12 protein-coding genes, 1 tRNA gene and 2 pseudogenes are annotated in these 15,064 nt (G+C 55.1%); 7 read left to right on the top strand and 8 right to left on the bottom strand.

Translation table 11 applies throughout. The features are described 5' to 3' along the window. Positions 1 to 104: 104 nt before the first annotated feature. From GTPT_RS18005 to GTPT_RS00190, 6 genes and pseudogenes are all read left to right on the top strand, one after another. Positions 105 to 1,407 (top strand): annotated as a pseudogene (locus GTPT_RS18005) (LLM class flavin-dependent oxidoreductase); the annotation flags it as partial. A 31-nt stretch (positions 1,408 to 1,438) separates the two neighbouring features. Continuing rightward, complete coding sequence (locus GTPT_RS18000) at positions 1,439 to 2,380, top strand: ABC transporter substrate-binding protein (RefSeq protein WP_025904002.1); 942 nt, start codon at positions 1,439 to 1,441, stop codon at positions 2,378 to 2,380. Positions 2,381 to 2,389: 9 nt separating this feature from the next. Then, a complete protein-coding gene (locus GTPT_RS00205) occupies positions 2,390 to 2,920 on the top strand; it encodes a GNAT family N-acetyltransferase (RefSeq protein WP_029990626.1) in 531 nt (176 codons plus the stop codon). Further along, a complete protein-coding gene (locus tag GTPT_RS00200) occupies positions 2,913 to 3,860 on the top strand; it encodes an amino acid ABC transporter permease (protein ID WP_371190696.1) in 948 nt (315 codons plus the stop codon). The genes GTPT_RS00205 and GTPT_RS00200 overlap by 8 nt, the downstream gene beginning before the upstream one ends. Continuing rightward, entirely contained in the window at positions 3,844 to 4,623 is a 780-nt protein-coding gene (locus GTPT_RS00195) for an amino acid ABC transporter ATP-binding protein (RefSeq protein WP_029990624.1), read from the top strand. The genes GTPT_RS00200 and GTPT_RS00195 overlap by 17 nt, the downstream gene beginning before the upstream one ends. A 52-nt stretch (positions 4,624 to 4,675) precedes the next feature. Beyond that, positions 4,676 to 5,544, top strand: a pseudogene (locus GTPT_RS00190) (transporter substrate-binding domain-containing protein). Between the two features lie 414 nt (positions 5,545 to 5,958). On the opposite strand, the gene gsiD reads toward GTPT_RS00190, so the two are convergent. The 8 genes from gsiD to GTPT_RS00150 all read right to left on the bottom strand — a co-directional run bounded on the left by gsiD (position 5,959) and on the right by GTPT_RS00150 (position 14,705). Continuing rightward, positions 5,959 to 6,882 (bottom strand): glutathione ABC transporter permease GsiD, encoded by a 924-nt coding sequence (gene gsiD / locus GTPT_RS00185; RefSeq protein ID WP_025904007.1) that lies wholly within the window; start codon positions 6,880 to 6,882, stop codon positions 5,959 to 5,961. Positions 6,883 to 6,885: 3 nt separating this feature from the next. Then, complete coding sequence (gene gsiC / locus GTPT_RS00180) at positions 6,886 to 7,806, bottom strand: glutathione ABC transporter permease GsiC (protein ID WP_025904008.1); 921 nt, start codon at positions 7,804 to 7,806, stop codon at positions 6,886 to 6,888. Between the two features lie 47 nt (positions 7,807 to 7,853). Continuing rightward, the gene (gsiB, locus tag GTPT_RS00175) at positions 7,854 to 9,392 is read right to left on the bottom strand and encodes a glutathione ABC transporter substrate-binding protein GsiB (RefSeq protein WP_025904009.1); all 1,539 of its coding nucleotides are present in this window, start codon (positions 9,390 to 9,392) and stop codon (positions 7,854 to 7,856) included. A gap of 64 nt (positions 9,393 to 9,456) precedes the next feature. After that, a complete protein-coding gene (locus tag GTPT_RS00170; protein ID WP_025904010.1) occupies positions 9,457 to 11,313 on the bottom strand; it encodes a dipeptide ABC transporter ATP-binding protein in 1,857 nt (618 codons plus the stop codon). A 9-nt stretch (positions 11,314 to 11,322) separates the two neighbouring features. Continuing rightward, positions 11,323 to 12,288: an isoaspartyl peptidase/L-asparaginase family protein gene (locus GTPT_RS00165; protein WP_025904011.1), complete on the bottom strand. Its 966-nt coding sequence runs from the start codon at positions 12,286 to 12,288 to the stop codon at positions 11,323 to 11,325. 206 nt (positions 12,289 to 12,494) lie between these two features. Further along, positions 12,495 to 13,289 (bottom strand): deaminated glutathione amidase, encoded by a 795-nt coding sequence (locus tag GTPT_RS00160; protein WP_025904012.1) that lies wholly within the window; start codon positions 13,287 to 13,289, stop codon positions 12,495 to 12,497. Between the two features lie 86 nt (positions 13,290 to 13,375). Further along, positions 13,376 to 14,140, bottom strand: coding sequence for a DNA-binding transcriptional repressor DeoR (deoR, locus tag GTPT_RS00155; RefSeq protein WP_025904013.1), 765 nt, complete (start codon positions 14,138 to 14,140; stop codon positions 13,376 to 13,378). Positions 14,141 to 14,309: 169 nt separating this feature from the next. After that, positions 14,310 to 14,705, bottom strand: a complete 396-nt coding sequence (locus GTPT_RS00150) for a phosphate-starvation-inducible protein PsiE (protein ID WP_025904014.1) — start codon at positions 14,703 to 14,705, stop codon at positions 14,310 to 14,312. 241 nt (positions 14,706 to 14,946) lie between these two features. Between GTPT_RS00150 and GTPT_RS00145 the strand changes: the two genes are divergently transcribed. Continuing rightward, positions 14,947 to 15,022: transfer RNA gene (locus tag GTPT_RS00145), tRNA-Ile, on the top strand. Positions 15,023 to 15,064: the final 42 nt, after the last annotated feature.

Here is a 15,064-nt window from a genome sequence, read left to right as displayed (position 1 = left end):
TCGCCGGGCGGGGGGGAATATCCCATATTTTTCATCTGACCGGCCCTGCAGCCGGACAGTCATTCACTGATTACTTTCTGGAATACTTGTCTCCCGGAGGAACTATGTCCAATAAAAGGCAATTACGATTAGGTACGATCTTACACGGCGCATCCGGAAATATGTCCGCCTGGCGACATCCTGCGGCAACCGCAGATGCCAGTATTAATTTTGATTTTGCCCGGGAAACCGCCAGAAAAGCGGAAGAAGGGAAGCTGGACTTTTTATTTATTGCCGACGGTTTATATATTAATGAAAAGTCGATCCCTCATTTTCTTAACCGGTTTGAACCCCTGACGCTTTTATCTGCACTGGCGGGTGCCACCCGGCATCTGGGATTAGTGGGGACAGTATCCACCTCTTACAGTGATCCGTTCACCGTCGCCAGGCAGTTCGCCAGTCTGGATCATCTGAGTGGCGGCAGAGCCGGCTGGAATGTTGTGACGTCGCCGCTGGAAGGATCTGCAAAAAACTATTCCCGTGAACATCACCCTGAACATGCCCTGCGTTATCGTATTGCCGATGAGTATCTGGAGGTGGTGAAAGGGCTGTGGGATTCCTGGGAAGAAGATGCTTTCATCCGCAATAAAGCCACTGGCGAGTTTTTTGATAAAAATAAACTTCATCCGCTGAACCATAACGGCCCGTTTTTCCGCGTCGCCGGTCCCCTGAATATCGGCCGTACCCCTCAGGGAAGACCGGTCATTTTTCAGGCCGGGGCCTCCAGCGACGGGAAAAAACTGGCAGCAAAACATGCCGATGCCATTTTCACCCATCAGTACACGCTCAGTGAAGCGCAGCGCTTTTACCGGGATGTGAAACAGCAACTCGCCGGGCATCAGCGTCATCCGGATGACCTACACATTTTTCAGGGGGTCTCGGTCATCGTCGGGGAGGATGCACAGGATGTGGAGCGCCAGTATCAGCAGACGGCAGCCCTGGTCTCGATTGAAAATGCGCTGAATTATCTGGGACGCTATTTCGAGCACCACGATTTCAGTCAGTATCCGCTGGACGAACCTTTCCCGGATATCGGTGAGCTGGGCGGTAACAGTTTCCGCAGTACCACGGATCACATCAAACAGCAGGCCCGTGAACGGGGACTCACTCTGCGCCAGGTCGCTCTGGAAGCTGCAACCCCTCGCCCGGTATTTCATGGCACGCCGGAACAGATTGCCGATGAGATGCAGCTCTGGTTTGAGAATGAGGGGGCTGACGGTTTCATTATTCAGGGAGGCACACCGGAAGTCTTCCCGCGTTTTGTTGACCAGGTGATCCCTTTATTACAAGCCAGAGGCCTGTTCCGGAAAGAGTACCCGGGCACCACGTTGCGCGAATCGTTTGATTTGCCGCTTCCGGAGAACCAGTTTGCTCCGTCGTCACAGTTACAGGAGGTTGTATGATTTCAGGCGTAGCGCTGCGCACACTGGCATTCGCCGGCACTCTGGCGGTTTTTACGGCCAGTGCCGCAGAGGTCACCATCAATAACACGGCGATTAATCTGGCTAAAAATGCTCAGCCCGTGGATACCCCGAAAAACCCTGCGGCCATTGCGCAAATACCGAAGGATTTTCATTTTATTCATCCGGGAGAATTTACCGTGGCGGTCGATGGTGCCACCTCGCCACCTCTCACCGTTGTGGCTGATGACAATAAAACGCTGATCGGCAGTGAACCGGATATTGCCAGGCTGATTGCCGATAGTCTGGGCCTTAAACTGCGTATCGTGCCCACCTCCTGGGATGACTGGCCATTGGGCGTCAGCAGCGGCAAATATGATGCGGCCATCTCCAATATTACCGTGACGCGGGAACGAAAAAAGAAGTTTGATTTTGTGACTTATCGCAAGGACTTACTGGCGTTCTATGTCAAAAAGTCTTCAAAAATCAAAGCGATTAACCGACCGGCTGACATTGCCGGACTGAAAATTATTGTCGGCTCAGGCACGAATCAGGAAGCCATCTTACTGGCGTGGGATAAAGAGAACCGTAGTCACGGGCTGGCACCTTTTACGCCTGTCTACACCCAGGATGGAGCCTCGGAAACGCTGGATCTGCAATCAGGCCGTGCTGATGCCTATTTTGGCCCGCATGTCCTGGGTGCCTGGAAAGCGGCGAACGGGGGTCACTTACGTTTTGCCGGTGCGGTGGATGGCGGATGGCCAAAAGCGGCCCATATCGCCGTGACCCTTAAAAAAGGCAGTGGTCTGACCCGGGCGATACAGACGGCCATTAACGGCACAATTGCGAACGGTGATTATCAGAAAGTCCTGGATCGCTGGGGAGAAGGTCTGGAAGGGATCCCTGCCGCGGAAATTAATCCTCCCGGACTGGGCGACTAGGAGAGCGTTATGGCACAGAGGAGATTCAGGATCATTTCGCCTGAGGCGGCAGAGTTGCAGCCTGTCCTGAGCGGGCTGTTTGACGAGTACCGGCAGCGCTACGGTGATTATTTTGCCGGGCATACGGAAGATGATTTACCGGAACGCTATGTTGCGCCTGAGGGGCTATTCATTGTGCTTGAAGAAGACGGGAAAATCATCGCCACCGGGGCGTATAAGTCATATCGCGGACAGACCGCCGAAATTAAACGGATCTGGACAGATAAAATATTACGCGGGCAGGGGATTGCCCGGTGCGTGGTCAGCCAGCTTGAGCAACATGCCATCGATGCCGGTTACCGGGAGATGTATCTGACCACCGGATTCCGGCAGCCGGAGGCGGTGGCACTGTATCTCTCTCTGGGCTATCAGCCCGGTTTTGATATTCATCGTAATTTTGAAGAATACAGCCATCCTCCGTATGACGGACGGCTGAGGTTTACTAAAACGCTGGTGGCACCGGCCAGTTCCGCGCGTAAAGGAGTGAATGCTCATGTCTGATTTACCTTTATCACAGAAAATTGTGCCGGCCCGTTACCCCTGGCGGATCGCCGGGACGGTACTTTCGGTATTGATCCTGGGTGGCATTATCCAGTCGGTGGCCCTGAATCCACGCTGGGAATGGCCGGTATTTGCAAAATGGTTCTTTAACCCGGTGATCCTGGAAGGGCTGGGACGAACCTTACTGATCACCGTGTTCAGTGCTTTTCTGAGTGTGCTTTTTGGCGGAATACTGGCGATGGCGAGGCTCTCCCGCTCACCCTTACTCCGGGTGCTGGCCTGGGCCTACATCTGGTTATTTCGTTCACTGCCGCTGATTGTGGTGCTGATTATTCTTTATAACTTCTCTTACCTGTATGACACGTTATCCATTGGCCTGCCTTTTACCTCGCTGAGCTGGGGGCATTTTCAGACCATCAATGTGCTGGGCCAGTTCCAGACCGCTGTGGTCGGGCTGACGCTGGTACAGAGCGCTTATACGGCCGAGGTGATCCGCGGAGGATTCCGCTCGGTGGATGACGGACAATATGAGGCCGCCGCCGCTCTCGGTCTCCCGGTCTGGCGTCGTACCTGGCGTATTATTCTGCCCCAGGCATTACGCTCTATTCTGCCGACCGGCTTTAATGAGCTGATAGGTCTGGTGAAAGGTACCTCAGTGGTGTACGTGCTGGCAATGCCTGAACTCTTCTACACCATTCAGATGATCTATAACCGCAACCAGGAAGTGATCCCTTTACTGATGGTCGGTGCCTGCTGGTATCTGGTGATCACCAGTGTACTGGCGGTTATTCAGTTACTGGCTGAAAAAATGATGGCAAAAAGTGAGCGTAAGGCGGCTCCCCACTCCCCGGCGCATGCAGCCGCAGTGCAGACCCCGGTCCCGGCCTTGATTAAAAACAGTCATCTGCCTCAGGAGGTTTCCTATGTCCGCAACAGTTAATCCGCAGGGAAAGATCTCCATCACCGGGATCAGTAAAACCTATGGTCACTTCCATGCGCTGAAGAATATCGACCTGGAGATCCCGCCGGGATCTGTGACCGTGATCCTCGGGCCGTCGGGATCCGGTAAATCGACATTGCTGCGTACCATTAACCGATTGGAGAAACCGGATGCCGGTTTTATCCGGATTGATGAGGAGTACATCGGCTACCGGCAGAAAAACGGCAAGCTCTATGAACTGAAAGAAAAAGATATCCTGAAACAGAGGCTGAATGTCGGCTATGTCTTCCAGAACTTTAACCTCTTTCCGCATCTCACCGTGCTCGACAATATTATTGAAGCTCCGGTCGTGCATAAGCGACTGACGCGGCCACAGGCTATCGCACGGGCTGAACAGTTACTGAAATCGGTCGGGTTACAGCATAAAACCCACGCCTGGTCGCGTCACCTTTCCGGAGGGCAGCAGCAACGGGTCGCCATCGCCCGGGCGCTGGCGCTGGACCCCGGAGTGATGCTGTTTGATGAACCCACCTCGGCACTGGATCCTGAACTGGTGGGGGAAGTGCTGGAGGTCATCGCACAGCTGGCGAAGTCCGGCAGGACACTGGTGATTGTCACCCATGAAATAGGGTTTGCCCGCCAGGTCGCCGACCAGGTGGTGTTTATGGTGGACGGGGAAATTGTAGAGCAGGGGAGCAGTGATCAGGTGCTGAATCATCCGCGACATGCCAGAACACAAAATTTTCTGTCGAGTGTACTTTGAGGATCTGCTTATGACCCGCTTTCTGCACAGACGTGGCTATCTGATATTACTGATGATAGCTTCGGCCCCGTTGTATGCCCGGACTCCGCTGGATTCAGACGCAAATCAGACGCCGGTCATTGCCCCGGCGTCCCCGGCCGCCGTGGCGTTGATCCCGAAAGGTTTCCGGTTTGCGCATCCCGGCGAGCTGACGGTAGCGATTTCGGCGATGAACTCCCCCCGCTGGCCCTGCTGGGCAACGATAACCGGACCCGCATCGGCAGTGACCCGGATATCGCCAGGCTGCTTGCCGGAGGACTGGGGCTGAAGTTACGGCTGGTCCCTGTGTCGTGGGAAGAGTGGCCGCTGGGGATCAGCAGTGGCCGGTACGATGCGGCGCTGGTCAATATTGCCGTGACGGAAGACCGTAAGAAAAAGTATGACTTCGCAACTTACCGGACGGATTCGCTGGCGTTCAGTGTCCGGGAAAACAGCCCTATCCGGCAGATCCACGATGCCCGTGACCTCTCCGGATTAAAAGTCGTGGTCGGTTCGGGCACCAACCAGGAACGGATTTTACTGGACTGGAATGCGCAGAATAAGCGCCAGCATTTGCCGGAGGCGACGCCGGTCTATCTGACCGATGATGCAGCCGTCAACCTGGCACTGCTGTCCGGACGGGTCGATGTTCTGTTCGGTCCGCAGGCCGCGGCCAGCTACAAAGCAGCACTCACCGGTCAAACCCGCGTTGTCGGACTGGGTCCGAAGCTGGCTCAGGTGGCGGTCACAACGAAAAAAGGCAACGGGCTGGTGTATGCCTTACAGGCGGCGCTAAACAGCAGTATCAAAAACGGGACCTATCAGCAGGTGATGACCCGCTGGGGGGAACAGAAAGAGGCAGTGACCGTTTCACAGGTGAACCCGCCCGGAATTACTTATTAATCATCAACCGGCCATCGTGCCGGTTTCTTTGTGGTATCAGTATCGCGGGATCGACGCGGTGCGGATACCGCAGACCTGTTGCCTGCCAAAAAAACACTTTGTACAGAGCCACAACGTCCCGGAACCTTAGCCCCGCAGTATGACTGAATCATCAAATCTGCTCCTCTGAACCCGGCCAACGGCCAACTGAAATCTGACGCCCGGTGACCCTCTGACAATTGAAGATTAAGTGCAGGAGACCAGACAGACGACGCCGGGTAATGGCTAATCGCGGAGGCAGAAAAAACAGCAGGCTGCGGAGAATTCCGGACGTTACGGAGAAGGACCCGGGGGGACCCCGGGTATTTATTCCCTGATTGACGGTAAAAAGGAAAGCGGGGGCCTTTTCCCCGTAAGTCTCAGCCCGGGGCGGGCTTACTTACCGTTATCCCCGCGCAGTTTCGGGTCCAGTGCATCCCGCAGTCCGTCACCCAGTAAATTAAAGGCCAGTACGGTCAGGAAGATAGCGAGACAGGGGAAAATCGCGACGTGCGGTGCCATCACCATATCCGCCCTCGCTTCATTCAGCATCGCACCCCATTCCGGGGTTGGCGGCTGGGCACCGAGGCCGATAAACGAGAGGCTGGCCGCGGAAATAATCGAAATACCGATCCGCATCGTAAAATAAACCACAATGGAGGAGAGAGTGCCTGGCAGAATATGTCGCCATAAAATATGGCTGTCAGAGGCACCGATACTGCGGGCAGCTTCAATAAAGGTTTGCCGTTTCAGTACCAGGGTATTTCCCCGTACCAGTCGGGCGAACGCGGGAACGCTGAAAATGGCCACGGCCAGGATCACGTTGGACATGCCACTCCCCATGATAGCCACAATCGCAATCGCCAGCAGGATCCCCGGGAAGGCGAACAGCACATCGCAGATACGCATAATGATCCGGTCACACCAGCCTTCATAATAGCCGGCCATCAGGCCCAGCAGGGTGCCAATCACTGAGCCGATCGCGACAGAAAACACGCCCGCCAGCAGGGAGATCCGCGTACCGACCAGCACCCGGCTGAAAATATCCCGTCCCAGCGAGTCGACACCGAACCAGTGCACCAGGGTCGGCCCCTGGTCTAACCGGTCATAATCAAAATACATTTCTGCATTGTAGGGACTGATCCACGGGGCAATCACCGCCAGGATCAGCAACAGCAGGATAAAGACCGCCGCAGCGATGGCCACCGGTTGTTGCCGGAAGCGGTGCAGGAACTCCCGCCACGGTGTCCGTGGCCGGTGTTCGCTCAGCAGAGGCATCGCTTTTAGCGCTGCATCACGTCGCCAGTTTTTCATTGTGATCCTTCAGCGGTAACGGATAGCCGGATTGATCGCCGCATACAACAGATCAACCAGCAAATTAATCAGAATAAATTCAAAGGAGAACAGCAGTACCTCTCCCTGAATCACCGGATAGTCGCGCATGGAAACCGAATCGATGAGTAACCGGCCAAGGCCTGGCCAGTTAAAAACCACTTCAACCACAATGGAGCCGCCCAGCAGAAAGCCGAACTGTAAGCCCATCATGGTGACGACCGGGATCATCGCATTGCGCAGACCGTGTTTAAAAATCACCGAGAATTCAGTGGCCCCTTTCGCCCGGGCGGTGCGCATATAATCTTCGCCCATGACCTCAATAAAAGAGGAGCGGGTAAAGCGGGCCATCACTGCCGCCACACCGGCACCCAGCGTCAGCGAAGGCAGAATATAGTGCTGCCAGCTGCCGGCACCCACGGTAGGCAGCCAGCCAAGCTGCACAGAAAAAATCTGCATCAGTAACATGCCCAGGGCAAAGGCCGGGAATGAAATACCCGAGACCGCCAGCAGCATACCGAGCTTATCCGGCCAGCGATTCCGCCATACCGCCGAAATTAAGCCGATGATTAATCCGAAGACGCAGGCCCAGACCATGCTGGTCAGTGTCAGCAGCAGGGTCGGCATAAAACGCATGGCAATTTCCTGGCTGACCGGCCGCCTGGAAACCATCGACTGGCCCAGGTCGCCGTGCAGTAACCGCACCAGATAATTCCAGAACTGCTGCGGTAACGGCAGGTCGAGACCCAGACGGTGACGGACCATGGCCACAACGGTTGCATCGGCATTCGCCCCGGCCTGTAAGCGTGCCGGGTCACCCGGCAACAGGTGCACAAACAGGAAGACCAGCACCGTCACGATGATAAGCGTCGGGATCATCCCCAGCAGACGTTTGATAAAATAATTAAGCATGCACAGTCCTGGTGGCAGGGGGCAGGCGTTACCGCCTGCCCGATCAGTTACTTCAGATCCGCATCATCAAAGTTAAATGAGGTATCCGGCATAATGTAGAAGCCGGTCAGATTTTTGTTGTTTGCAGACACCAGTTTTTCCACCGCCAACGGGATCCAGGGCTGGTCATGCCAGATACGCTCCTGAGCATCTTTATACAGGGCAGATTTCTCTGCTTCGTTGGTGGTTTTCAGCGCATCGGCCAGGTCTTTATCGACCTTCGGATTGCTATAGAACGCGGTATTAAAGATAGCCGGTGGCCAGGAGGCCGTTGCAAAGAGCGGGGTTAATGCCCAGTCTGCTTCACCGGTGGAAGCTGACCAGCCGGTATAGAACATACGGACGCCGCTCTCTTTCTGTCCTTTATCTTCTACCTGTGAGGCCCGCTGACCGGCATCCATCGCCGTCACCTGTGCTTTTACGCCCACCTGGGCCAGTTGCTGCTGAACAAACTGCAGCACTTTCTGCGCCGTGGTGTAGTTATGGGATGACCAGAGGGTGGTTTCAAAGCCGTTCGGGTAACCGGCTTCTTTCAGCAGTTCACGGGCTTTGGCCGGGTCATACACCGGGGCCGGGAAGGTCTGTGCGTAGGCGATAGCCGGTGGCACAATGCCGGTGGCCGGAGTGGCATAGCCGGAGAAGGCAACTTTGACCAGCGCCTGACGGTTAATGGCATAATTTAATGCTTCGCGTACTCGCGGATCATTAAACGGTTTCTGTGTCACATTCAGGCTGATATAGCGCTGCATGATGGACGGCCAGGTCACGACATCCAGCTTACTGTCTTTTTTCAGTAACGGTGCCTGCTCGTAAGGGATCGGGAAAGCGACGGTGGCTTCACCGGTCTGCAGCATGGCGGCACGGGTATTGTTATCTTCTACCGGACGCCAGGTGATTTCATCCAGCTTCGGATAGCCTTTTTTCCAGTAACCATCCCATTTTTTCACCTTCATATCATCGGTCGGATCCCAACTGACAAACTGGTAAGGGCCGGTCCCGACCGGGTGGAAACCTATATCTTTACCGTATTTTTTCAGTGCCGCCGGCGAAATCATCACCGCAGACGGATGCGCCAGATTATGAATAAAGGCAGAGAAAGGCTGTTTCAGGGTCACTTTGACCGTCAGCGGGTCAACGACATCGGTATGGGCGATATATTTAAACAGGTTATAGCGTTTCAGGTGATTCGCCGGGTTACTGGCTCGATCAAGGTTCACCTTCACGGCTTCTGCATTAAAATCGGTACCATCCTGGAATTTCACCCCGGGACGTAACTTAAAGGTATACGTCAGCCCATCCGGGCTTACTGTATAGCTTTCCGCCAGCACGTTTTCCAGCTTCATATTCTTATCGAAACCAAACAGCCCCTGATAGAACGACTTGGCGACGCTCTGCGACAGGGTATCGTTCGCATCGTAAGGATCCATGGTGGTGAAGTCTGACAATACGGCAACCACGATATCTTTAGCCGCAAACGCGGGCAGTGAAACACTGCTACTGCCGATAATGCCTGCGGCGATCAGCCACTTTACTGTTTTCTGGTTCATCGTCCTGCTCTCCTGTAATGATGCTTTGCCTGACTGCCGGTCACGCGCAGAGGGCATCGTAACGTTAGCTAAAAGGGTGGCTGCTGTTAGCAACAAAATGCTGACCGGAAACGCGGGTCAGGGAAACGACCGGCGGAGATTCCCCGCGGGCATAGATGGCATCCGGCACGTCTTCTGCCTTCGTTGCAAAATGATGACGCACTGCCTCCGGGTCTGCGACCGGGACTGCCGCCATCAGTTTACGGGTATAAGGGTGTTGCGGATTTTCAAACACATCCTGACGGGAGCCGATTTCGACGATTTGTCCGAGATACATCACGGCAACCCGGTGGCTGATGCGTTCGACCACCGCCATATCGTGAGAGATAAACAGAAAAGCGATGCCGAACTCCTGCTGCAAATCCATCATCAGATTGACGATCCGGGCCTGCACGGAGACATCCAGCGCAGAAACAGATTCATCCGCAATCACAACTTTCGGGTTCAGGGCGAGGGCCCGGGCAATACAAATTCTCTGTCGCTGACCACCGGAAAACTCATGGGGATAGCGTGCGGCGTGTCCGGCCTCCAGGCCGACGCGCACCAGTAATTCTTCGGCACGCTTTGCCGCGGCTTGCGGGTCCATCACCTTATGAACCAGTAACGGCTCCATAATGGAATACCCGACGGACTGCCTGGGGTCGAGTGAGGCGTAAGGATCCTGAAAAATAAACTGAATATCCCGGCGTAAATGCGCCAGTGCGGATCCGCCTATCTTATCGATCCTTTGACCATTGAAGGTAATCGATCCTCCCTGACTTTCCACCAGTCGCAGCAGAGAACGACCGGTGGTGGATTTGCCGCAGCCGGATTCCCCGACCAGCGCCAGGGTTTCTCCGGCGTAAAGATCAAAACTGATGTGTTCCACCGCATGTACCTGCCGCTGCACGCGATTCAGCCAGCCGCCGCGGATATCAAAGCGGGTGACCAGATCACGTACCTCCAGTACCGGCGGACGATCACGTTGTACCGTATCCGGTTGTGCGCTGACCGGGGCGGTTTCTCCCGGTAAAATAAATTTTGCCGGCAATGGCTGACCGCGCATGGCGCCGAGTTTTGGCACGGCAGCCAGCAGGGCGCGGGTATATTCCTGCCGGGGCTGGCGGAATAGTTCCCGTAACGGTGCTGATTCCACCTGGCGACCACGGTGCATGACCGTCACCTTGTCGGCCATTTCGGCTACCACGCCCATATCGTGAGTGATAAAAATCACCCCCATATGCATTTCCTGTTGCAGCTCGCGGATCAGGTTCAGTATCTGAGCCTGGATAGTGACATCCAGTGCGGTGGTCGGTTCATCGGCAATCAGCAGGGCAGGACGGCAACTGAGTGCCATGGCTATCATGACCCGCTGACGCATTCCTCCGGATAGCTGGTGGGGATAGCGCTGCATAGTGTCCGCTGCTGCCGGGATTCTTACGCGATCCAGTAATTCCCGGGCTTCACGCCAGGCCTGATGCGCTGTTTTTCCCTGATGAAGTCGCAGGGACTCGGCAATCTGTTCACCGACAGAAAAAACCGGGTTTAGTGACGTCATCGGCTCCTGAAAGATCATCGCGATGTCGGAACCGCGGATCCGGCGCAGTTGTTGTTGATCCGCATTACCGAGATCAAACAGATCGCCGTTGCGACGGCGCAGCCAGCGATCGCCGGTGACACGGCCACCGGCCTGCCGGATAAGCCCCATCAGTGCCAGCGAGGTGACGGATTTACCGGAGCCGGATTCCCCGACCAGTGCCAGCGTTTCGCCGTGGCTGACGGAAAGAGATAAGGAATCCACGGCCTGAAAAACCTGATTATCCTGACGGAAGGTCACGCTCAGGTTTTCAGCCACCAGAACCCGGTCAGGATCGTGGAGCAGGATATTCTGCAAATCAGTCATGATATTTCCTCAGGAGGCTGGCGGATAACGGTAGATAGCCACCTGTGGTGGCTCATGACCGCTGGCAGAAGCCCGATACATCCCTTCGCTGTTAAACGGCAGTGCCAGGTTACCCCCGGCATCGATAGCAATCAGACCACCAACACCCTGCATTTCACCCAGAGTGTGCATCAGATGATCGCAAGCCTGTTCCAGGGAACGGCCTGCATAGTTCATCTGAGCAGAGATATCGTATCCGGCCTGAGTCAGAATAAAGACTTCACCGGTGCCGGTGCAGGACACCGCAACCCGGCGGTCGGCATAACAGCCGGCACCAGGCAGGGGAGTATCGCCTACGCGTCCGGGACGTTTGTTGGTCATACCGCCGGTAGATGTTGCTGCCGCCAGGTGGCCGGCGCTATCCAGTGCCACAGCCCCGACGGTACCGAACTTGTTGCGCGGGTCGATAGGGTCACCTTGCGGGTCGGCGGTATCCTGCTGATGATCGAGCAGAATATCGCCCTGCTGCAATGCCTGTTGTAACTGGGCATAGCGTTGCGGAGTAGAGAAAAAATCAGGAGGAACCGTTTCCAGACCCTGTTCGGCTGCGAAAGTCTCCGCACCGGCACCCGCCAGTAAGACATGAGGTGTTTTTTCCAGCACGGCCCGGGCAGCCAGCACCGGGTTACGTACCTGACTGACACAAGCCACGGCACCGGCCTGACGTGTGCGGCCATCCATCACACAGGCATCCAGCTCATGGGTGGCCTGATGCGTAAACACCGAACCTTTACCTGCGTTAAACAGAGGACACTCTTCCAGCAGACGTACGGTTTCGGTCACCGCGTCCAGCGCACTGCCGCCGGCCAGTAAAATTTGCTGACCGGCGCGGATAATATCTTCTAAGGCCTGGCGGTACTGTTGTTCTTTTTCTTTACTCAGCGCCTGGCGGGTAATGGTCCCGGCACCGCCATGGATCGCAATTGCAGTTTTCAAGCGTTATCCCTTTCAGTCAAAAGCAGCGGTGATGATCAGATAATATATATTGATGATTTTTTGTGTTTTTTGACTATAAAAAGTGCAGGGCAGCTTGTAAAGCCTGACGATTGTTCGGGCTAATATCCTTTTGTTATGACAAGTAAAAAAATAATCTGATAAAAAAGAAAAAGCGCAGCAGCAGTGAGCGCTACCGCGATAAATGATTAGGACGAACGAAGTGTTGGCGCCGCAAACCGGCGGTTTTCCAGCACCGGCAGCACCTCTCTGGCGTAACGCAGTCGCCCGGCATCGATATCAGCAAAAATCAGGGCCGGCGCTTCGGCTGCACTGGCAATCACCACGCCCAGCGGATCAGCGACCAGACTGTTCCCGATATTCTTCGGTCCGCACTCTCCGACGGCAACCAGGTAGCAGGTATTCTCCAGCGCACGGGTGGTCGTCAGCATCTGCCAGTGTTTTTCTTTGAGTGGCCCGCGTAGCCAGGCGGCGGGCAGTACCAGTAAATCTGCCCCGTCCAGCGCCAGCCGTCGGGCCATTTCCGGAAAACGGATGTCATAACAGGTCATCAGACCGACCTGCATTCCGGCCACCGTGATCAGGGGCGGGATCCGCTGCCCGGCGTTCACCCGGGCGGATTCCTGTACGGCAAAGGCATCGTACAAATGCAGCTTTTCGTAGCGTGCAATAATCTGCCCCTGATGCAGGGCAAACAGGGTATTGATAGCCCGTTCTCCCGGGGCCGGGACATGCTGGGTAAAGATAGTGGTTAAGCGGTTGCCTTCACTGGCGGCAAGTAACCGGCGCAGGAACGGGCCATCTTCCGGCTGGGCGGCTTCCACCACATAGGCAGGGGCAGTATTATCTCTGGCGAGAATAGCCTCCGGTAAAACCAGTAAATCGGCCCCGGCCCCGGCGGCCTGGGCCATTAAGGCCAGACAGGTATCGGCATTTTCCTGCCATTCACGACTGACGGCGAACTGTCCGAGAGCAACTTTCATCGGGATATCCTGTGATAGGGGGAAGATCCCATCATAGGCAAAGAGCGGGGCGGTGACCACTGCGGCGGTCAGGACGACCGGAAGGCTCAGGCGATCAGCACCTCTACACCCGCCTCCGCCAGTTGCTGCGCCAGTGTGGCAGGCAAAGGCCTGTCAGTTAACAACATATCAAAAGCGGTAATGCTGGCGATCCGTGCCGGAAAGACTTTGCCAAATTTGCTGCTATCCATCACCAGTACCTTGCGGGCAGCACGCTTGAGTGCATGGTGTTTCATGGCCAGCTCATTGAAGTTATAGCAGGTCGCCCCCTGATGTTCATCCAGACCGGCGGCAGAGATAAAAGCCAGCGTCGGGCAGAATTCGTCCAGTAACGGATGCGTCCCGGTCGGGGTGAAAATGGCATTATCCGGATGAAACTCACCCCCGCTAAGGATCACCCGACAGGACGATTTTTCCTGTAATGCCAGAAACGTATTCATGGATGCGGTGAGGGCAGTCAACGGCAAATCGTCATTGATAGCGGCAATAATATGTGGCGTTGTCGTTCCGCAATCAAAGAAGACGGTCTCATTTTTGGTGACCAGCGTGGCTGCCAGCTGTGCAATCTGTTTTTTCCGGGCCACCTGGCGGGTGGCCTGATCAGAAATGAAATAGTGGTCAGTAGTGCGCGGAGTGGCATTGAGAATATATCCGCCCAGTAATAATAACTGCTGCGGGTATTGGCTGATATCCCGGCGGACGGTCATTCCGGAAACGCCGAGCAACGCCGCGGCCCGGTGCAGGTGAAGCTGTCCGGCAGAGCTTATTTCCTGCAGCAGGCGTTGTATTCGTTGTTCGCGTTTTGATTCCATCATTTCAAAGTCCCTGGGCATGGGGGAGCAAATATTTCGCGGATAATTATGCGCTGCTTCCTCTGTCCTGTAAAAATTATCGGGAAAGAGTGAGAGGCAGTAAGCGGTATTGATGCGGTGATAAAGCAAAGAGAGCAGCCGGCCACTGGCCGGCCGTTCCGGGCGGAGGTTAGCTGTCTTCGTCGGCTTCGTGGTTTTTATACGGGTATTTGAAGTGCCCGTAGCGGACAATCAGCACGGCCACGCCCAGCAGCACGATCCCCAGGGAATAAAGAACGATTTCCTGCGGTTTAATATCGCTGGGTTCGGTCATCAGATGACGGGCAATACCGACCATCGCGATATACAGCGGCATGCGTACCGGTAGCTGGCCCATCTTCCAGTAGGTTTCCGTCATCGAAATAAACTCAAGGTACATAAACAACAGCAGGATATCGCTGACCGTGATTTGACGATCCATGATCATGGTAACGACATGACTGACTAAAGCAATAATGGTGGAAATCAGGATGACCATTAATCCGCTTTTTTCGATCACTGAAGGGATATTGCCGGGGAACTTCATGGGTTATCTCCGAATTGATACAGGCGTAATTATTTTCCCGGATAAATGTTATAAAAATCATCGCGCCGGCGCGATAATTTACTGCTACCAGGTGTTGCAGGCCCCGACAGGCTGAGAGGCCCGCTGACCGGCCGCGCGACGGATCCGCCGCACTCTGTGACAATTGCTGTAAAAAACAGCAACTAAACCCGGAGGTGCTGGATTAGCCGCCAGAGATACCTTATAATCCCCGCCACTCACTGGCCCCTTAGCTCAGTGGTTAGAGCAGGCGACTCATAATCGCTTGGTCGCTGGTTCAAGTCCAGCAGGGGCCACCAGATTCTTCCTGTGAATTCAGGACATTAAGCCACCCTTCGGGG

The sequence above is a fragment of the Tatumella ptyseos ATCC 33301 genome, assembly GCF_000735525.1.
Classification (GTDB): Bacteria; Pseudomonadota; Gammaproteobacteria; order Enterobacterales; family Enterobacteriaceae; genus Tatumella; species Tatumella ptyseos.
Note: the sequence above shows the minus strand (reverse complement) of the source record. Positions and strands in the feature narration are given on the sequence as shown.